The 18,969-nt window shown below is 67.8% G+C and carries 17 protein-coding genes, 4 tRNA genes and 1 riboswitch; of the genes, 6 read left to right on the forward strand and 15 right to left on the reverse strand.

Annotated features, from left to right (window positions below):
- Positions 1-16: 16 nt before the first annotated feature.
- The 6 genes from BM388_RS08625 to uvrY all read right to left on the reverse strand — a co-directional run bounded on the left by BM388_RS08625 (position 17) and on the right by uvrY (position 3,753).
- Positions 17-103, reverse strand: a tRNA-Leu gene (locus BM388_RS08625).
- Positions 104-135: 32 nt separating this feature from the next.
- Positions 136-209 (reverse strand) — tRNA-Cys (locus BM388_RS08630).
- A gap of 26 nt (positions 210-235) precedes the next feature.
- Positions 236-310, reverse strand: a tRNA-Gly gene (locus tag BM388_RS08635).
- A gap of 73 nt (positions 311-383) precedes the next feature.
- Entirely contained in the window at positions 384-935 is a 552-nt protein-coding gene (pgsA, locus tag BM388_RS08640) for a CDP-diacylglycerol--glycerol-3-phosphate 3-phosphatidyltransferase (RefSeq protein WP_089849155.1), read from the reverse strand.
- A 290-nt stretch (positions 936-1,225) separates the two neighbouring features.
- Entirely contained in the window at positions 1,226-3,040 is a 1,815-nt protein-coding gene (gene uvrC, locus BM388_RS08645; RefSeq protein ID WP_089849157.1) for an excinuclease ABC subunit UvrC, read from the reverse strand.
- A gap of 65 nt (positions 3,041-3,105) precedes the next feature.
- A complete protein-coding gene (gene uvrY, locus BM388_RS08650; protein ID WP_089849159.1) occupies positions 3,106-3,753 on the reverse strand; it encodes a UvrY/SirA/GacA family response regulator transcription factor in 648 nt (215 codons plus the stop codon).
- A gap of 225 nt (positions 3,754-3,978) precedes the next feature.
- Between uvrY and BM388_RS08655 the strand changes: the two genes are divergently transcribed.
- Positions 3,979-4,054 (forward strand) — tRNA-Ala (locus BM388_RS08655).
- Between the two features lie 289 nt (positions 4,055-4,343).
- Positions 4,344-5,447 (forward strand): DUF4236 domain-containing protein, encoded by a 1,104-nt coding sequence (locus BM388_RS08660; protein ID WP_089849161.1) that lies wholly within the window; start codon positions 4,344-4,346, stop codon positions 5,445-5,447.
- An 88-nt stretch (positions 5,448-5,535) separates the two neighbouring features.
- Here the strand turns inward: BM388_RS08660 and BM388_RS08665 are convergent, their stop codons facing one another.
- The 7 genes from BM388_RS08665 to argF form a co-directional block, all read right to left on the reverse strand.
- Complete coding sequence (locus tag BM388_RS08665; RefSeq protein WP_089849164.1) at positions 5,536-6,585, reverse strand: proline racemase family protein; 1,050 nt, start codon at positions 6,583-6,585, stop codon at positions 5,536-5,538.
- Positions 6,582-7,718: an alcohol dehydrogenase catalytic domain-containing protein gene (locus BM388_RS08670; protein ID WP_089849215.1), complete on the reverse strand. Its 1,137-nt coding sequence runs from the start codon at positions 7,716-7,718 to the stop codon at positions 6,582-6,584. Before BM388_RS08670 ends, BM388_RS08665 begins: the two co-directional genes overlap by 4 nt.
- A gap of 143 nt (positions 7,719-7,861) precedes the next feature.
- The gene (locus tag BM388_RS08675; protein WP_089849166.1) at positions 7,862-8,662 is read right to left on the reverse strand and encodes a thiazole synthase; all 801 of its coding nucleotides are present in this window, start codon (positions 8,660-8,662) and stop codon (positions 7,862-7,864) included.
- Positions 8,662-8,871 (reverse strand): sulfur carrier protein ThiS, encoded by a 210-nt coding sequence (gene thiS / locus BM388_RS08680; RefSeq protein WP_089849168.1) that lies wholly within the window; start codon positions 8,869-8,871, stop codon positions 8,662-8,664. The genes BM388_RS08675 and thiS overlap by 1 nt, the downstream gene beginning before the upstream one ends.
- The gene (gene thiO / locus BM388_RS08685) at positions 8,868-9,968 is read right to left on the reverse strand and encodes a glycine oxidase ThiO (RefSeq protein WP_089849170.1); all 1,101 of its coding nucleotides are present in this window, start codon (positions 9,966-9,968) and stop codon (positions 8,868-8,870) included. Before thiO ends, thiS begins: the two co-directional genes overlap by 4 nt.
- A 62-nt stretch (positions 9,969-10,030) precedes the next feature.
- Positions 10,031-10,153: riboswitch (TPP riboswitch) on the reverse strand.
- A 116-nt stretch (positions 10,154-10,269) separates the two neighbouring features.
- The gene (locus tag BM388_RS08690; RefSeq protein WP_089849172.1) at positions 10,270-10,575 is read right to left on the reverse strand and encodes a hypothetical protein; all 306 of its coding nucleotides are present in this window, start codon (positions 10,573-10,575) and stop codon (positions 10,270-10,272) included.
- A 98-nt stretch (positions 10,576-10,673) separates the two neighbouring features.
- The gene (gene argF, locus BM388_RS08695) at positions 10,674-11,594 is read right to left on the reverse strand and encodes an ornithine carbamoyltransferase (protein ID WP_089849174.1); all 921 of its coding nucleotides are present in this window, start codon (positions 11,592-11,594) and stop codon (positions 10,674-10,676) included.
- 174 nt (positions 11,595-11,768) lie between these two features.
- Between argF and grxD the strand changes: the two genes are divergently transcribed.
- Positions 11,769-12,119, forward strand: coding sequence for a Grx4 family monothiol glutaredoxin (gene grxD, locus BM388_RS08700; protein WP_089849176.1), 351 nt, complete (start codon positions 11,769-11,771; stop codon positions 12,117-12,119).
- Positions 12,120-12,212: 93 nt separating this feature from the next.
- On the opposite strand, the gene rnt is transcribed toward grxD, so the two are convergent.
- Positions 12,213-12,878 (reverse strand): ribonuclease T, encoded by a 666-nt coding sequence (gene rnt / locus BM388_RS08705; protein ID WP_089849179.1) that lies wholly within the window; start codon positions 12,876-12,878, stop codon positions 12,213-12,215.
- 147 nt (positions 12,879-13,025) lie between these two features.
- Here rnt and BM388_RS08710 point away from each other — a divergent pair, with 147 nt between their 5' ends.
- The 3 genes from BM388_RS08710 to BM388_RS08720 all read left to right on the forward strand — a co-directional run bounded on the left by BM388_RS08710 (position 13,026) and on the right by BM388_RS08720 (position 16,081).
- Positions 13,026-14,246, forward strand: coding sequence for an argininosuccinate synthase (locus BM388_RS08710; protein WP_089849181.1), 1,221 nt, complete (start codon positions 13,026-13,028; stop codon positions 14,244-14,246).
- A gap of 49 nt (positions 14,247-14,295) precedes the next feature.
- Positions 14,296-14,610 (forward strand): HlyU family transcriptional regulator, encoded by a 315-nt coding sequence (locus tag BM388_RS08715; protein WP_089849183.1) that lies wholly within the window; start codon positions 14,296-14,298, stop codon positions 14,608-14,610.
- Between the two features lie 340 nt (positions 14,611-14,950).
- Positions 14,951-16,081: a DUF294 nucleotidyltransferase-like domain-containing protein gene (locus tag BM388_RS08720; protein ID WP_089849186.1), complete on the forward strand. Its 1,131-nt coding sequence runs from the start codon at positions 14,951-14,953 to the stop codon at positions 16,079-16,081.
- Positions 16,082-16,134: 53 nt separating this feature from the next.
- On the opposite strand, the gene BM388_RS08725 is transcribed toward BM388_RS08720, so the two are convergent.
- A complete protein-coding gene (locus BM388_RS08725; RefSeq protein ID WP_089849188.1) occupies positions 16,135-18,963 on the reverse strand; it encodes a sensor histidine kinase in 2,829 nt (942 codons plus the stop codon).
- Between the last annotated feature and the right edge of the window lie 6 nt (positions 18,964-18,969).

Consider the following 18,969-nt stretch of genomic DNA (forward strand, 5'->3'; position numbering starts at 1 on the left):
GGGAGTGCTAGTGAGCTGGTGCCCGGAGCCGGGCTCGAACCGGCACGGTGTTGCCACCGAGGGATTTTAAGTCCCTTGCGTCTACCAATTTCGCCATCCGGGCGGCTCGGTCACGAGCGGGCAACCAGGGAATAGTGGAGGCTGGAGTCGGAATCGAACCGGCGTACACGGAGTTGCAGTCCGCTGCATAACCACTCTGCCATCCAGCCTCATGAGTCGTACCATTCGTAGGGAATGGAGCGGGAAAGGAGATTCGAACTCCCGACCCTCGCCTTGGCAAGGCGATGCTCTACCGCTGAGCTATTCCCGCCTGACTCGAGTGCGTATTATACGGATAAGTCGGTGACTGTCAAACGCTTTCTATCCCTTGAGCGCCAATCGCCTTAGCGCATGGAGCTGCTGAGGTGCGGCCAGGCCGCGCGCAGGTAGAGGATCATCGACCACAGCGTGAGCAGGGCGGCCACATGCAGGGTAATAACGCCGAGCATGGCGATTGGCGTGCCCGGCGTGAAGGCGAGCAGCAGCAGGAGGGCAGTCATCTGCAGCGTGGTCTTGACCTTGCCGATCCAGGAGACGGCCACCTGGCCGCGCTTGCCCATCTCGGCCATCCACTCGCGCAGCGCGGAGATGACGATCTCGCGGCCGATGATCACCAGCGCCGGCAGGGTCAGCCAGATCACGTCGTAGCGTTCGATCAGCAGCGACAGGGCCACCGCAACCATCAGCTTGTCGGCCACCGGGTCGAGAAAGGCACCGAATGGCGTGGACTGGTCCCAGCGGCGGGCCAGGTAGCCGTCGAGCCAGTCGGTCACGGCGGCCAGGGCGAACAGCGCGGCGGCCAGCGGCATGCTCCAGGAAAAGGGCAGGTAGAACAGCACCACCAGCAGCGGGATGAAGACGATTCTGGCCAGGGTGAGCAGGTTGGGTATGTTCATCGGAAGATGCGGTCCTTGCCTTGGGTGCCGGGGAAGTCCCTCATTCTATCCGCCTGCGCTCGGGTCATCCATGCAGGGCGCGATGAATCGTCTCGGCCGTCCGGATGTAGAGCTGCTGATGCCGGGCATCGGCGGCATCGCCTCATGAGCTCGCCCGGCGCTATTCATTCATGCAGGTCATCCATGCAGGGCGCGATGGATCGTCTCGGCCGTCAGGATGTAGAGCTGCTGATACCGGGCATCGGCGGCAGCGCCTCGTGAGCTCGCCCGGCGCTATTCATTCATGCAGGTCATCCATGGAGGGCGCGATGGATCGTCTCGGCCAGCGTCGCGCTGATGCCGGGAACTCGGGCGAGCTCCTCACGATTGGCCTGCTTGACGCCGTGCAGGCCGCCGAAGAAGCGCAGCAGTTCGCGCCGCCGGCGCGGGCCGACGCCCGGGATGTCCTGCAGGGTCGAGGTGCGCCGGGTCTTGTCGCGCCGCGCTCGGTGGCCGGCGATGGCGAAGCGGTGGGACTCGTCGCGGATGTGCTGGATCAGGTGCAGGGCCGGCGAGGCGCCATCGAGATCCAGGCTGCGATCGACGGTCTCGACGAACAGCGTCTCGAGGCCCGCCTTGCGGGTGGTGCCCTTGGCCACGCCGAGCAGCGCGACGCCGGTGACGCCGAGCTCGGCGAAGACCTCGCGGGCCATGTTCAGCTGCCCCTTGCCGCCATCGACGATCAGGATGTCCGGGCGCTCGCCCTGGCCATCGGCCAGGCGCCTGAAACGGCGCGTCAGCGCCTGGCGCATGGCGGCATAGTCGTCGCCGGCGGCCACGCCCTCAATGTTGAAGCGCCGATAGTCGGACTTGCGGGGGCCGTTTTCGTCGAACACCACGCAGGAGGCCACGGTGGCCTCGCCGTGGCTGTGGCTGATGTCGAAGCACTCCAGCCGCTGCGGGGTGTGCTCGAGATCGAGAGCCTCGCGCAGGGCGTCGAAGCGCTTTGCAAGCTGATTCTGGCTCGCCAGCTGGCTTGCCAGCTGCTGCTCGGCGTTGGTGCGCGCCAGCTCCCGCCACTGGGCACGATGGCCGCGGACCTGGTCGGTCACTCGTATACGCTTGCCGGCGCGCTCGCTCAGCGCCTGGGCGATCAGCTCGTCCTCCGGGACCGGGTGGCTGGTGATCACCTCGGCGGGGATCTCGCGGGCCTGACCCAGGTAGAACTGGCTGAGGAAGTCGCCAAGCAGGGCCTCGGGGCCCAGGTCGAGCCCGTTAGGCGGGGCGTGGTGTCGCGCCCCCAGCAGACGGCCCTGGCGCACCGTGAGCACCGAGATGCACAGCGCCCCCGGACGGCTGGCCAGGGCGAAGACGTCGGCGTCGCCGTTACCGGTGTCGACGAACTGGCGCTGCTGCAGCTGGCGCAGGTCCTGGACCTGGTCGCGCAGCCGGGCGGCCTCCTCGAAGTCCAGGTTGGCGCTGGCCGCCTCCATGGCCTCGGTCAGCTCCCGGGTCACCGCCTCGCTCTTGCCCTCCAGGCACATCACCGCATGTTCCAGGTCCCGGCGGTAGTCTGCTTCGCTGATGAAGTCCACGCAGGGCGCGCTGCAGCGCTGGATCTGATACTGCAGGCAGGGCCGGGTGCGATGGGCGAAGACGCTGTCCTCGCAGTTGCGGATGCGAAAGATCTTCTGCATCAGCGACAGGCTCTCGCGCACGGCGCCGCTGCTGGGGTAGGGGCCGAGGTAGCGTCCGTCGTCCCGACGCACCCGGGCGCGCTTGTACTCCAGGGCCGGGAAGGGGTGGCGGTCGGTGACGAAGATGAAGGGGTAGGACTTGTCGTCGCGCAGCAGGATGTTGTAAGGCGGCCGCAGCTCCTTGATCAGCGTCTGCTCGAGGATCAGCGCCTCGGTCTCGCTGTTGGTCACCGTAATCTGGATATCGGCGATGCGGCCTACGAGGGCCTGGGTCTTCGCGTTGTGGGCACCGCGGAAGTAGCTCGCCAGGCGCGCCCGCAGTCGACGGGCCTTGCCCACGTAGAGGGTCTCGCCCTGCTCGTCGAGCATGCGATAGACCCCGGGTGACTGGCTGACGCTGCCGAGGAAGTCTCGGGAATCGAAGCTCATGGTTGCGGCGTGCCGGAAGAGAGAAACGGGACCCGATTCTATCAGATTCGATTGCGCCTCAAGGATCAGTCGACGTTGCTGAAGCCGTCGACCAGGCCGTGGCGCAGGCCTAGGTGGGTCAGCTCGACGTCGGAGGCCACGCCGAGCTTCTCGAAGATCCGGTAGCGATAGGTGTTGATGGTCTTGGGGCTGAGGAACATGCGCTCGGCGATATCGGCGACGCGCTGGCAGTTGACCACCATCATGGCGACCTGAAGTTCGCGCTGGGAGAGCTCGTCGAAGGGGTTGTCGGGCGCGTCGATACGCGACAGTACCAGCCGCTGGGCGATCTCCGGGCTGACGTAGCGCTTGCCGTCGAATACGCAGTGGATGGCCTCGACCATCTCGTCATGCTGACAACCCTTGCTGATGAATCCCTGGGCGCCGGCTTCCAGCAGCCGTTGAGCGAAGGCCTCCTCGATGAAGGCCGTCAGCACCAGGATGCGGATATCGCCGGCGAAACGATGGATCTTGCGGGTCGCCTCCAGGCCGCCGATGCCGGGCATGCGGATGTCCATCAGCACGATGTCCGGCTCGAGCGTGCGTGCCTGGGTGATTGCCTCCTCGCCATTGGCCGCTTCGCCGACCACGCGGATCCCGTGCTCGGCGTTCAATAGATGGGCGATGCTGGTCCGCACCAGGTGGTGGTCATCGGCGACAAGAACCCTGATCACGCGGGCGCTCCTGAGACGTGGTGGTGAGAGTCGGCGAGAGGCGAGCGTGCGAGAAGAGTCGCCTGCGTATCGACCGGTCGGATGGCTGACGGTGCCAAGAGTGTCACATTACGTGTCTAAGTCAAATTGGCACAAGGGCCAAGATGCGAAAACGCCACTAGGGACTTGACGCACGCCAAGGCGTTGCGTACTATATGCCTCGTTCTCGCAGGGCGGGAACGACGTGGGGCCTTAGCTCAGCTGGGAGAGCGCAACACTGGCAGTGTTGAGGTCAGCGGTTCGATCCCGCTAGGCTCCACCAACAAGACACTTCGAATCAGCCGCTTAGCGCATCGCGCCAGGCGGCTTTTTCGTGCGCTGGGGGAAAACTAGGGAAGCTCCACGCGGTTCTCTTAGCATCAGGCGCTGTCCGGCAGCACGAGTGTCTCCTTGCCCGGGTCCTTCGGCTGCTGCCAGAAGGGGCGTGGCGTCGATTGGACGATCATCGAGGCGCTTCCCGCACGGCGTCTTCCCTCAATGGCGCCCTTACTTCATGGCTAATAGGGGTTACAGTAGGCCATTGCTATGGACAGGCCGTCGGGGAGATCACCATGGAGTTTCGCTTCCAGCGTCGTATTCGTCTCGCACCCGGCGTGCGCTTTCACACCACGCGCCTGCGCCCCGGGCTGTCGCTGGGGCCGCCCGGGATCAGCCTGCTGATCGCGGGCGGCGAAGCCGACGAGCCGCTGCCCGTGGATCTGGAGATCACCGCCAGCGGAGAGGTTCGCTATCGGCAGGCAGACGGCACGCGAATGACCGCGGCCGGGGCCCGAGAGGTGCGTCGCCGCGCCGAGGCGGAGCTGCGCGAGGCCCTCGGCGCGCACTGCGAGGACCTCAATGCGCAGCTTGAGCGGCTCGGCCGCCTGCACGAGCAGACGCCGGCCCCGGATGCCACCGGCTATCGGCCGCGCAGCTACCCGGAGTCGCCTCCGGTGCCGGTGGCCGAGACGCGCCCCGCCTGGTGGCAGGGCCTCTGGGCGCCGGCCCGCCGGCGGCACGACCGCGAGAACGCCCGACGCCAGGCAGAGCACGCACAGGCCTATCGGGCCTGGGAGTGGCGAAAGGCGGAGTTCGACGCCCGAGAGTTCCAGCGCCAGCGGCGCGAGGACGAGGCAAGTTGGGACGACCCTGACGCCATGCAGCAGACGCTGGTCGAGCGTCTGGAGGAGCTCGACTGGCCGCGCGAGACGCTGATCGATTTCGCGCTGGTCGATGATTACCGCACCATCGCCCTGGATATCGACCTGCCAGGCCCCGAGGAGATGCCCGACCGTCGCTGGAGCATGCCCGCCAAGCGCATCAAGCTGTCGCCGCAGCGGCTCACGGTCACGCGTCAGCGCCAGCTCTACCGGGATTACCTGCATGGCGTGGCCTTTCGCGTGCTCGGTGCAGCCTTCGCGCGGCTGCCGCGCATCGAGCTGGCGCTGGTCTCGGGCTATCGGCGCCTCGATGACCCGGCCGCCGATGGCGGCGGGCGCCGCTACCTGTTCAGCGTCAAGGTGAGCCGTGAGCAGTGGCAGGGCCTCGCCTTCGATGAGCTGGCGAGCCTCGATCCCGGTGAGGTGCTAGCGGACTTCTCCCTGCGCCGCGAGATGACACGCGGCGGCGAGCTTTGTGACATCACGCCCTTCGAGCCCGATTGGCGCTGGCGCTAGCGGTCTTTCTTACTAGCACTCTTTTATCATCGTGACCGCTCTCGGGCTTTTCCGCTCCCGGTCTTCCCGTTCTCCGCGCGGCCGTCCCTCAGTCGAAGGCGTCCTGGCCGGCGCTGAGGATATGGCGCAGGCCGTGGCACTCCACCAGCGGGTCGGTGCAGTTGACCACGATGTCGGAGTGGGCCAGCACGTAGCCCTTGCCGGTGATGGTGTTGTCCACCACCGTCAGGGGGCCCTCCGGACGGGTGCCGATGCACTCGCCGATGAAGCCGGTCTCGCGCAGCGAGATGGTCTCGAGTCGATCGCCTGGCCGGAGGCGCCCTTCGTGGTGCATCAGCGCCAGGCGCGCCGAGGTGCCGGTGCCGGTGGTACTGCGACAGATCACGCCCGGATGCACGTAGGTGGTCGAGCGGGATCGATAGTAGCCGTCCGCGACCTGCTCGACGGGCCCCATGAAGTGCAGGAAGGGCAGGGGGCCCACGTCGCCCAGGGTGTAGTGCGAGAAGCCGCGCTCGGCCTGGATCGCCTCGACGATCCGGTGAGCGCAGTCGGCCAGGGCCCGCTCCTCCTTACGCACCAGCGAGAAGCCGAGCTCCGTGGCGTCCACCAGGGCATAGAAGCCGCCGCTGTAGGCCACGCTGTAGGTCACGTCGCCGAGCCCGGGCACGTGGAGGCTGGCGCGGTAGGTATCGATATAGCTCGGCAGTCCCGCGCAGGTGATCGCCTCCACCACGCCGTTCTCGACCAGCGCCTCGATCTGCACCAGTCCCGCCGGGGACTCGAGCGTGAACTGCTGGCGTCCCTCCACTTTGGCCACCAGGCCGCTCTCCAGCACCGCGGTGGCGGTGCAGATGGTGTTGGAGCCGGAATAGATCGGATAGCCCATCACCTCCATGATGATGTAGCCCGCGGCGGCCCTGGGGTCGCTGGGGGGGACGAGCAGGTCCACCGACATCTCGGGGATGCCGTAGGGCTCCTCCAGCAGCAGGCGGCGCAGGCCATCGGCGTCGTCGCGCAGGTAGTGCATCTGGTCGCGGACGGTGGCGCCGGGCAGCGGCGCGATGCCGCCGACGACGATGCGGCTGACGTCGCCGCCGGCGTGGGTGTCGATCAGTTGCAGGGTCAGTGGTTGGCTCATGCGGGTTCCTCGAGCGCGAAGCGCGCACCATGTTCGGCCCATTCGGCATCCGGCACGATCACGATCTTGCCCAGGTAGCCGCTGCCGCGGTTGACGAAGTAACGCTCGGCGGCGTGCAGCTCGGAGAGCTTGAAGGCGGCGTGGAGCACCGGCTTGAGCCGGCCGTCGCGTATCCAGGCCATCAGCTGCTCGGCCTCCTCGCGGGTGCCGTGGGAGACGCCGAATATCTGCACCTGATAGAGATAGATGCGCGTCCACATCAGCTCGCTTACGTTGCCGCCGCTGGCGCCGGCGATGGAGAGCCGCGGATAGCTCGCGCGTCTGGCCATGTCGACGATCATGGTGTCGATGAAGCGGCCGGTCATCTCGCCGCCCACCAGGTCCATCACCGCATCGATGGGCGCGCCCTCGGTGGCCTCGAGCACGCGATCGACGAAGCTCGGCAGGTCGCCGCGATCGATGACCGCCTCGGCGCCGAGTGCGAGGAGGGCGTCGGCCTTGTCGAGCTGGCTCACCGCATAGGGGATGGCGCCGACGATCCGGCACAGCTGGATCAGCGCCGTGCCCACGCCGCCGCTGGCGCCGGTGACCAGCACCCGCTCGCCGGCGGCGACGCGAGCCGAGGTCATCATGTGGTAGGCGGTCTGGTAGGAGCACATGCCCATGGCGGCGAGTTCGGCATCGGCGAGCTCGGGGTTGGGCACGTGGTGGAACTGGTCCGCCGGCACGGCGAGGTACTCGGCGAAGCCGCCGTCGGCGCCGTGGCCGTAGTAGTCCGGCATGAGGTTGAGGTCGCGGCGTCCATCGGGGTAGAGGTTGAAGTCGAGCAGGCCGCGCTCGCCGAGGCGCGAGGCCGGTACGCCCTCGCCTACGGCGACGACGCGCCCGGCCACGTCGGCCCCCTGGATGCGCGGGAAGGTCAGGGTGGGGGAGCCGCCCATGGCGAAGGAGGTCACCTCGCCCTTGTCCCTGGTGGGGTAGAGGCCCTCGCGGGCCTTGCGGTCGGTATTGTTCTTGGCCGTCGCCGTGACCTTCACCAGCACCTCGCCGCGAGCCGGGGCCGGCACGGGAACGTCGGTGCGATAGGCCAGGCGGTCGACGTCGCCATGCCCGGTCAGCAGCATGGCCGCCATGGTCTCGGGAACGCGTTCGCTGCTCACGGGGTGCCTCCTGTCATCGCTGTCGATTCGACTCGACGATAGCAGACTTCCCCGACCCGGCGTCATCCCTTTCGGCTGCTGCGCGGGTCGGTGTGTCGGTGGCCCGGTGGTACCCGTCAGCCGCCGCTATGCCAGAACGGCTGCCCGACGGTCGGCGTGCTCGGGCTGGCGGTCTGGCGCTGCTGCATCAGCCCGGCGCGATACGCCTTGCGCCCGGCGATGATCGCCTCGGCGAAGGCCTCGGCCATCAGCGCCGGTCGGTGGGCCTTGGCCACGGCGGTGTTGAGCAGCACGCCGTCGAAGCCCATCTCCATGGCCTCGGCGGCCTGGGAGGGGGCGCCGAGGCCGGCGTCGATGATCAGCGGCACGTCCAGGCGCTGGCGCAGGGTCTGAAGGGCGTAGCGATTCATCAGGCCGCGGCCGGTGCCGATGGGCGCGCCCCAGGGCATCAGCGCCTGGCAGCCCGCGTCGCGCAGCCGCTGACAGAGCACCAGGTCGTCGGTGCAGTAGGGCAGCACCTTGAAGCCGTCGTCGATCAGCGTCCGGCAAGCCTCCAGCAGGCCGAAGGGGTCCGGTTGCAGGTTGTAGTCGTCGCCGATCACCTCGACCTTGATCCAGGGCGTGTCGAACATCTCCCGGGACATCTGGGCCAGGGTGATGGCCTCCCGGGCCGAGCGGCAGCCGGCGGTGTTGGGCAGCAGCCGACAGCCGCTGTCGCGCAGGATCTGCCAGAAGGCGTCGCCGTCGCCCTCGGCGGGATTCTGACGGCGCAGCCCCAGGGTCACCATGTCGCAGCCGGCGGCCTGGATGGACTCCTGCATCACCGCGGGCGACGAGTAGAGGGCCGTGCCCAGCAGGAAGCGGCTGGAGAAAGTCTCGTCGTAGAGCGTCAGGGTGTCGTCGTGTAATGCGTTCATCAGCCGCCTCCCACCGGGGCCACGATATCGATGCGATCGCGGTCTTTAAGGACCCGCTCGGCGTAGGCCGAGCGGGGCACGAACTCGCCGTTGATCGCCACGGCGACGCGCCGCTCGGTGTAGTGCCAGGTGTCCAGGGCATCTGCCAGCGCCGTATCGGTCGGCAGGCGGGTGGTTTCGTCGTTGAGGCTCAGGGTGATCTCGTTCATGCAGCGCTCTCCTGGGGCGGATGTCCCGTCAGGGTCTCGGCGAAGGGCTGCTCGCCCCGGCCGCGGATAGTGGCCAGCAGGTGGCAGGCGACCGCCGGTGCCAGCAGATAGCCGTGGCGGAACAGGCCGTTGGCGGTGATCAGGCCGTCACGCTGGGTGACATGGGGAAGGTTGTCCCGGAAGGCGGGGCGCAGGTTGACGCCCTGCTCCAGGATGCGTGCCTCGGCGAAGGCCGGCGACAGGGTGTAGAGGGCGCTGCCCAGCTCCAGGGAAGACTGCAGAGAGACTGGCGAGCGGTCCTCGCTCTCGATCTGGGTGGCCCCGATGACGAAGCGCTGGTCGGGCTTGGGCACCACGTAGAGCTGGTAGCGCGGATGCATTAGGCGCACCGGGCGGGTGAGGCGGATCTCCGACGTCTGCACGTGCAGCGTCTCGCCGCGCACCCCGCGCAGGCTGGCGTGATGCTGGCGGGCGCCGGTGCCGCGACAGTCGATGACCAGATCGAAGGCATGCCGGCCGTCGCGGGTCTCGATCTCCCCGGGGAAGGTGTCCACCGGGCAGTGGGCATGGCAGGTGCCACCCAGGCGGCGAATCTCGGCCAGCAGGCGCTCGAGCAGGGCGCGATTGTCCAGGTGAGCCTCGCCCGGCAGGTAGAGGCCCTGTCGAAAGCCCGCCGCCAGGTCGGGCTCCAGGCGGTGGATCTCGGCGTCGTCGAGCGACTGGCAGGGCGGCTCCTCACCAAGTACATGGGTGAGGTCGCGACGAAACTGGGTGAGCTCCCCCATGTCCTGGGCGTGCGCCACCATCAGGCTGCCCTGGTGATGCCACAGGTCGCCGGCATTGAGAGCGTCGAGCCAGCGCGGCCACTGGGCCAGCGCGAAGCGCCCCATGTCAAAGACGCTGCGCTCGGAGACCGCGGTCTCGCACAGTGGCGCCACCATGCCGGCCGCCGTCCAGGCTGCAGCGGCGGGGTGCTCCAGGTCGCCGGCATCAAAGAGGGTGACGGCATGGCCGTCGCGCAGGAGTTGCCAGGCGACCAGTCGGCCCAGCAGGCCGGCGCCGGCCACGGCGATGGTTCTATCGGTGGGGTGTGTCATGGCGTTGTCCATCCAGCAGAAGACGTGGAGGAACAGGCTGGATGACGAAAGGGGGCTGCTGGGCGAGACGACAGCTTGTTCCCTCCGCAGGCATCAACCTGATCAGGTTCAACGGGTTCGGCCGTACCGATCTCAGCCCCCGTGCACGTCTCCATGAGCGTACCGGGGCTCCCCGACAAGTCGTTACAACGTAACCAAAAATGCCCGGGCGCGCAATCGAGGGCGCGCCCGGGCATTTTCCAGGGCTGGTCTTCAGGTCTGGTCTTGAGGCTGGTCCCGATACGCTAGCCCGGCATCGGGCTCAGGCGCAGTCGGCGGCCCCTTCGCCGAACATGTCGAACAGCAGCTCGCGGCCGAGGCCGGTGAGCACCAGGCGCTGCTGGTCGTTCCAGGTGGCGGCCTGGCTGTTCTCGAGGATCGTCTGGCAGGGCGCCCAGTCGCTGGTGGCCGCTCCCAGGGTCTTCAGGGCCTGGCGATCGAGGCCGCGATGGCTGACGGTGACGGTCTCGAGCACATGGCCGTGGCGATAGAGCATGGCGGCCATGTGGGAGAGGCACTGACGCAGGCTGCGCTGCATGCCGCTGTGACTGGGGTGGGAATGATTCATGCTGCCGCATCTCCTGAACGGGATTGCTGCGGCGCATTATACATGCGACGAAGGTCGATGTCATACCAAGGTATAAGGTGGCCTCCGCCGCGTCTCCGTCAGCTGTCCACGTGTCCCAACAGCAGGAACTCGATCAGCGCCTTCTGAGCGTGCAGGCGGTTGCCCGCCTCCTGCCAGACCACGGCGCGCGGGTCGTCGAGCAGGGTCTCGCTGATCTCCTCGCCGCGGTGGGCGGGCAGGCAGTGGAGGAAGAGGGCGTCTTCCCGGGCGTGATCGAGCAGCGCCTCGGTGACCTGCAGGCCGGCGAAGTCCGCCTCGCGCTTGGCCTGCTCTTCTTCCTGGCCCATGGAGGCCCAGACGTCGGTGGTGATCAGGTCGGCGTCGGCCACGGCGGCATGCGGGTCGCGCACGATGCTGACCCGGTCGCCGGCGGCGTCGAGGATGTCCTGGCGGGGCTCATAGCCCTCGGGGCAGCAGATGCGCAGCCGGAAGTCGAACTGTCGGGCAGCGTTGATCCAGGAGTGGCACATGTTGTTGCCGTCCCCGATCCATACCGCAGTGCGATCCTTGACGCTGCCGCGCAGCTCGGTCCAGGTCATCACGTCGGCCAGCAGCTGGCAGGGGTGGTAGTCGTCGGTCAGGGCATTGATCACCGGCACCGAGCTTGCCGAGGCGAACTGCTCCAGGCCCTGGTGGGAGAAGGTGCGGATCATCACCGCATCGACCATCTCCGAGAGCACGCGGGCGGTGTCGCCGATCGGCTCGCCGCGGCCGAGCTGGGTGTCGCGCGACGACAGAAACAGCGCGTGGCCGCCGAACTGCGCCATGGCGGTCTCGAAGGAGACCCGGGTGCGCGTCGAGGATTTCTCGAAGATCATCGCCAGGGTGCGGTTGGCGAAGGGGGTATAGGTGGGCCCGTGGGTCTTCAGGCCATTCTTGATCGAGATGGCGCGCTGGATCAGGTAGCGCAGCTCGTCCGGACTGAGATCGAGCAGGGTGAGGAAATGGCGGATGGCCATGGGGTCGCTCCACGGGGAAAAACGACCATCCTAGCCAGCCCAGGGGGGATGCGCAACGCGCCCGGCATCAGTAGAATGGCTGCATCCACAAGGCCGACCCGCGCGGTCGGGTATTGCCCGAATCCCCCCGGGTCGCCCGGCAGGCGAGTCCAGTAAACGAGTAAGGGAGACGTCATGAGCACTACCGTCGAGAACATTCAGCGCCAGATCGGCGAGAACCCGATCCTGATCTACATGAAGGGCACGCCCCAGCTGCCGCAGTGCGGTTTCTCCGCACAGACCGTCCAGGCCCTGATGGCCTGCGGCGAGCGCTTCGCCTTCGTCAACGTGCTGGACAACCCGGACATCCGCGCCGAGCTGCCCAAGGTCGCCAACTGGCCGACCTTCCCGCAGCTGTGGGTCGAGGGCGAGCTCGTGGGCGGCTGCGACATCGTCGCCGAAATGCATCAGTCCGGCGAGCTGGAGACCCTGGTCAAGGCCGCGGCCGCGCGCGCCCAGGAAGGCGAGGGCGACGCCCAGGCCTGAGGGCCGCCTACGCGCCGCGCAGCATGACAAAACCCCCGTCGGCCAGCGCCGGCGGGGGTTTTCGTTGGTAGGCGTCTTGGGGCATACGGGCGTTCAGGCCTCTTCCATGCCCTGCTCGCGCTGCGCCAGGTCCCAGCCGCCCAGGTCCTTGTAGCGATTGACCATGGCGCAGAACAGCTCGGCGGTGCGCTCGGTATCGTAGCGGGCCGAGTGAGCGGCGCTGTTGTCGAACTCGATGCCGGCGGCGCGGCAGGCGCGGGCCAGCACGGTCTGGCCGTAGACCAGGCCGGCGAGCGACGCGGTATCGAAGCTCGAGAAGGGGTGGAAGGGATTGCGCTTGATGCCGCAGCGCGCCACCGCCGCGTTCAAAAAGCCGTGATCAAAGGCCGCGTTGTGGCCGACCAGCACGGCGCGGGTGCAGCCGTGGGACTTGATGGCCTTGCGCACCGGGCGGAAGATTTCGCCCAGCGCCTCGGCCTCGCTGATCGCGACCTGCTGGCGCAGCGGGTCATCGAGGCGGATGCCGGTGAAGTCCAGTGCCGACTGTTCCACGTTGGCCCCGGCGAAGGGCGTGACATGGTAGGCATAGGTGGCATCGGGCAGCAGGTTGCCTTCCGGGTCCATGGTCAGGGTTACCGCGGCGATCTCCAGGATCGCATCGCCTTGCGCGTTGAAGCCGCCGGTTTCCAGGTCCACCACCACGGGCAGGAAGCTGCGGAACCGCTGCGCCATGAGTTCGCGGGCCATCGCCTCGCTCATGCACCTCTCCTTGTCTGGGGCATCGTTTCTCTAGACCGCGGCAGTCTACCAGCTTGGCCGCAGCGCGTCCCGTCGCCGGTGTTCGCTGGAGGCTCGTCGCGCTATAATCTCTTCCTTTCATGATCGTTAGCCAAAAGGAGCCTCAGCATGTCCGATGTCAAGAAGGTCGTGCTCGCCTATTCCGGCGGCCTGGACACGTCCGTCATCGTCAAGTGGTTGCAGGAAACCTATGACTGTGAGGTCGTGACCTTCACCGCGGACATCGGCCAGGGCGAGGAAGTCGAACCCGCGCGCGCCAAGGCCGAGGCCCTGGGCGTCAAGGAGATCTACATCGAGGATCTGCGCGAGGAGTTCGTGCGCGACTACGTCTATCCGATGTTCCGCGCCAACACCATCTATGAGGGCGAGTACCTGCTCGGCACCTCCATCGCGCGCCCGCTGATCGCCCGTCGCCTGATCGAGATCGCCAACCAGACCGGCGCCGACGCCATCTCCCACGGCGCTACCGGCAAGGGCAACGACCAGGTCCGCTTCGAGCTCGGCGCCTACGCGTTGAAGCCGGGCGTCAAGGTGATCGCCCCTTGGCGCGAGTGGGACCTCAACTCCCGCGAAAAGCTGATGGCCTACTGCGATCAGCACGACATTCCGGTGGACTTCTCCTCCAAGAAGAAGAAGTCACCCTACTCCATGGACGCCAACCTGCTGCACATCTCCTACGAGGGCGGCATCCTCGAGGATCCCTGGGCCGAGGCCGAGGAAGACATGTGGCGCTGGAGCGTCTCGCCGGAGGCCGCGCCGGACCAGCCCACCTACGTCGAGCTGACCTTCGAGCAGGGTGATATCGTGGCCATCGACGGCGTGCCGATGAAGCCCCATGAGGTGCTCGAGAAGCTCAACAAGATGGGCGGCGACAACGGCATCGGCCGCCTCGACATCGTCGAGAACCGCTACGTGGGCATGAAGTCGCGCGGCTGCTACGAGACGCCGGGCGGCAGCATCATGCTGCGCGCCCACCGCGCCATCGAGTCGCTGACGCTGGACCGCGAGGAGGCGCACCTCAAGGACGAGCTGATGCCCAAGTACGCCGAGGTGATCTACAACGGCTACTGGTGGAGCCCGGAGCGTCGCATGCTGCAGGCCGCCATCGACGAGACTCAGAAGAACGTCTCCGGCGTGGTGCGCATGAAGCTCTACAAGGGCAGCGCCATCGTCGCCGGCCGCAAGTCCGACGCTTCGCTCTTCGACGAGTCCATCGCGACCTTCGAGGACGATGCCGGCGCCTACGACCAGAAGGATGCCGAGGGCTTCATCAAGCTCAACGCCCTGCGCCTGCGCATCGCCGCCGGCAAGGGTCGCCGTCAGGATTGAGCCACCCCGACGCCGGCCTCGTGCCGGCGTCTTTCTGTCAGGAGGTTCCATGCTGAAGAAGCTGCTGTCCGGCCTGTTCGGGGGCAACGAGGGCGAGCCCAAGGGCGCGCCCGCCGCCGAGCCGGTCGAATACAAGGGCTATCTGATCGTCTCCGAGCCCGCCGACATGGGCGGCCAGTTTCGCGTCAGCGGCTGGATCCGCAAGCCGATCCCCTCGAGCGAGGAGCAGCCCGGCGAGATGCTCGAGCACCGCTTCGAGCGCTCCGACATGGTGCCCGGCCGCGAGGCCTGCGACACCCTGATGGTCCGCAAGGCCGAGCGCTTCATCGACGAGGTCGGCGACGACATGTTCTCGCCGCGCTGAGCGGCGCCCGCGGTGCCACACTAACGACGCTCCCGTCGACGGGGCGCGTCGTTCTCTCCTTGAAGTGCCCTCTCTTAAGGGCCTTAGAAAGTCCTTACTGAAGGCCGTCTTTAAACGCCTTCCTTAACCGCCCTCGGCTGTCATGGTCCCCGCGGCCATCGCCTCTCTGTCATGGCTTTTCTGTCATGGTCTTGTTGTCGCAGCTTTCCTGTCATAGTTGTCCTTTGATCGCCTGCCGGCCATCTCTTCCCTCCGCCTTGGCCTTTCGCCCAAGTGTGGCGAATGGATGCCCTCGTTAGACTCGAGGAACTGCCGATTCGTGACATGACACGGAGAGTCCATGCGCCTGTTGCACCGTTCCTCGTCCTGGCGGGCGCTCTTCGCCGGCGAGGCAGACCCCGATCCCGCGGCCTGGCCTGCGCTGCTGGACCCGCTGCGCGGGGCACTCGAGCGCCTCGGCCCGCATCCCGACCTCGCCGCGGCCCATGCTTGGCAGGGTGAGCTCGTCTCCGCGCTCGACCGCCTCGATCTGCCCGCCGGGCGCATCAGCCAGCTGATCAGCGACCACAACGACTGGCTCTATCGGCGCGCCATCGAGCTCTCGCTTTCCGAGATGCGGGCCCAGGGCTGGGGAGCGCCGCCGGCGGCTTTCTGCGTGCTGGTGCTGGGTTCGGGCGCCCGCCACGAGAGCCTTTTGGCGCCGGATCAGGACAACGCCATGATCATCGCTGACTACCCCGACGCGCGGCATACCGAGATCGACGGCTACTTCCAGGCGCTGGGCGAGCGCTTCACCGCGCGGCTCGATGCGGCTGGCATTCCGCTCTGCAGGGGGCACGTCATGGCGCGCTTTCCGATGTGGCGCAAGCGGCTCTCGGAGTGGTGGGCGCAGCTGGAGATATGGACGGCGGAGCGGCGCATCAAGCGCGTGCAGCAGGCCAACATCCTGCTCGATTTCCGTCCGGTCTTCGGCGAGCCGACGCTGGCCGAGGGGTTGTCGGGGCAGGTGGCAAAGCGCCTGTCCGCCGCGCACCTCTTCCTCGACGAGATGGCAAGCCTGCTTGATGAGTTGCCCGTGGCCCTGGACCGTCTCGGCCGGCTGCGCGGCGACGATGAGGAGGCCCCCCACGATCGCGCCATCAACCTCAAGCGCCAGGGCGTGCTGCCGCTGGTAGGTGCGGTGCGCCTGCTGGCCCTTCGGCACGGCGTCCGCCCACCGGATACCCGCGCGCGCCTGGTCGCGCTGGTGATGTGCGAGGCGCTCACCGCCGAGCAGGCCGAGGCGCTGACAGCGGCGCTTGAGCGGCTGCAGGGGCTGATTCTGGCGGAGCAGCGCCTGGCGCTGGCCGAGGGGCGCACGCCGGATGGCTGGGTGGACATCACCCGCCTGCGTGAGGATCAGCGCCTGCTGCTGCGCCACGATCTCCGCGGGATCCGTGCGCTGCTGCGTCGCGCCCGTCGGGCGGGCTGAGTCGCCGGTTCACTCCTCGTCGTGCTCGCCGGCAGAGCCCTGATGCTCTTCGGCTAGGCCCCGTCAGGGCGGCCGCCGGGCTTCGATTCGGGCGTTTCATCGGCCTCTTCACCGGCCTCTTTACCGGCCTCTTTACCGAGAGAGGGGGCCTCGGCCGGCGCCTCGGGCAGCTCCATCACCAGGCAGGCGCCGCCCAGTCGGCTGGCCTCCTCGATCCACAACCGCCCGCCCAGGTGAGCGACGATGCCGCGGCTGATCGGCAGGCCGAGCCCGCTGCCGCGCGGGCGTCCGCGTGTCTCGCCGCTCTCCTGGTGCTGGATCTGGTGGAACTTCTCGAAGACCCGCTCGCGCTCGCCCTCGGCGATGCCGGGGCCGTTGTCCTCGACGGCGAGGCGATAGTGTTTCTTGTGGCGCGCCAGGCGCAGCAGCACGCGGGGATCATCGTCGGCGGCGAACTTGCCGGCGTTGTCGAGCAGGTTGATAGTCACCTGCTCGAGACGGTCGGCATCGCCGATCACCCAAGCGGTCTCGGGCGTGATCTCCACCTCTAGGGTGACGCCGCGGTCCTCCTGGAGGCGCTGCACTGCATCGACGCTCTGGCGCGTCAGCGCCACCAGGTCGAGGCGCTTGGGGTCAAGGGTCAGGCGGCCGCTCTCGAGCCTGGCCAGATCGAGGATCTCCTCGATCAGCCGTGACAGGCGCTGGCTCTCGCGCACCACCACATCGAGGAAGTGCTCGCGCTTCTCGTCGGGCAGCGCCTGGTTGTCGCGCAGGATCTCGGCGAAAGCGCGGATCGAGGTGAGTGGCGTGCGCAGCTCGTGGCTGACCATGGCCACGAACTCGTCCTTGAGCCGGTCGAGCTCGCGCAGCCGCTCATTGGCCGCGCGCAGCTCCTCGCTGGCGCGGGCCAGCTCGCTGGACTTCTGCTCGAGGCGGCGGTTCATCTCCAGCGTCTCGGAGGTGGTATCGAGGATGCGCAGGATCGATTCCAGGTCGGGCGCCTCGCCGCGTGCCACCGAGTCGATCAACACCCGGGCCGAGGCGCTGCCCAGCGACCCGGCCAGGGCCTGCTCGGCCCTGAGGGAGAGCGCCGCGGAGGCGGGCTGGTCGTCATCCTCTGTTTCGTCGGCCTCGCCGGCGGGATGGGCGAAGACCCGCCGGCTGGTGGCCTCGCCCAGGTAGCGGTCGAGCAGGGCGCGCAGCTCGCCGCGGGTGGTCTGACCCTGCCACAGCGAGGTCGGCACCAGGCCGGGGGGCATGGCCTCGGTGAACAGCGCCGCCTGGGTCTGCTCCAGTGCCGAGGGGCGGGTGAAGAGCGACACGCCCACCAGCAGGCCGACGTTGGCGACGAGGCTCCACAGCAGCGAATGGGTGTAGATGTCCCAGCCCTCGAGTCCGAACAGCGCATAGGGGCGCAGCCAGTCGATGCCCCAGGGCCCCTGGGCGAGGAAGCCCGGGTCCAGCCAGCCGGACTGGGCGAAGCCCGGGATCAGCAGGGTCCAGGCCCAGACCAGAAAGCCCGCGCTCATGCCCAACGCCGCGCCGCGACGCCGGGCGCCGCGCCAGTAGAGGCCGATCAGCAGCGCCGGGGCGAACTGGCTCGCCGCGGCGAAGGAGACCAGTCCGATGGTCACCAGGCTGTAGGTCTCGCCGATCAGCGCATGATAGAGATAGCCGAGCAGCAGGATCAGCAGGATGCTGACGCGGCGGATACCCAGCAGCCAGCCGGCCAGTTCGCCCCGGGTGCTCAAGTGCAGGCGGTTCGAGCGCAGCAGCAGCGGCATCACCAGCTGGTTGCTGACCATGGTCGACAGGGCGATGGTCTCGACGATCATCATGCCGGTGGCGGCCGAGAGGCCGCCGATGAAGACCAGCAGCGGCAGGGCCTCCAGGCCGGCGGAGAGCGGCAGGGTGAGCACGAAGCTGTCGGAGTCGCCGCCGCCCAGCAGCAGCCCGGCCAGGGCGATGGGGATCACGAACAGGTTGATCACCAGCAGGTAGAGCGGGAAGAGCCAGCCGGCCCGCTTGATATGGCGCTCGTCGACGTTCTCGACCACCAGGACCTGGAACTGTCGGGGCAGGGTGAAGAAGGCGAGAAAGGCCAGCGCCAGCATGCCCACCCAGCCCAGCGCCCCGCCGGGCACCGCCTCCAGGCTCAGAAGCCGGGTGAGCTCGGCTCGCTCGCCTACCTGGGCGAAGAGGTCGGCGGGGCCGTTGAAAAGCACGAGCACGGTGAACACGCCCACCGCCAGGAAGGCCACCAGCTTGACCAGCGACTCGAAGGCGATGGCGGCGACCATGCCTTCGTGGCGTTCGCTGGCATCCAGGTGGCGGGTGCCGAAGAGGATGATGAAGACCGCCAGCACCAGCGCGACCCAGAACGACCGGTCGCTCCAGAATCGCTCATCGGCCAGGGGCAGGTCGGCGGCCTGGGGATAGTTGACCAGCACGGCATGGCTGACGGTGATCGCCTTGAGCTGCAGGGCGATGTAGGGGGTGATGCCGACCAGGGCGATCAGCGCGACCAGCGCACCCAGGCTCGAACTCTTGCCGTAGCGGGCGCTGATGAAGTCGGCGATGGAGGTGATGCGCTGGGCGCTGGCGATGCGCACCATCTTGCCGATCACGAAGGGCGCCATCAGCATCGCCAGGGTCGGGCCCAGGTAGATCAGCAGGAAGCTGGGGCCGAACTGGGCCGCACGCCCGACGCTGCCGTAGAAGGTCCAGGCGGTGCAGTAGACCGCGATGGAGAGGGCATAGACGGTGGGGGAGCCGATCAGCGAACGGCCCAGCGCGGCACGCCGATCCCCCCAGGCCGCGATGAGAAAGAGCAGCGCCAGATAGCCGAAGGCGAGAACCACCACCACGAGCCCGCTGGTCATCGCCTG

The organism is Halomonas saccharevitans (genome assembly GCF_900116405.1).
GTDB lineage: Bacteria > Pseudomonadota > Gammaproteobacteria > Pseudomonadales > Halomonadaceae > Halomonas > Halomonas saccharevitans.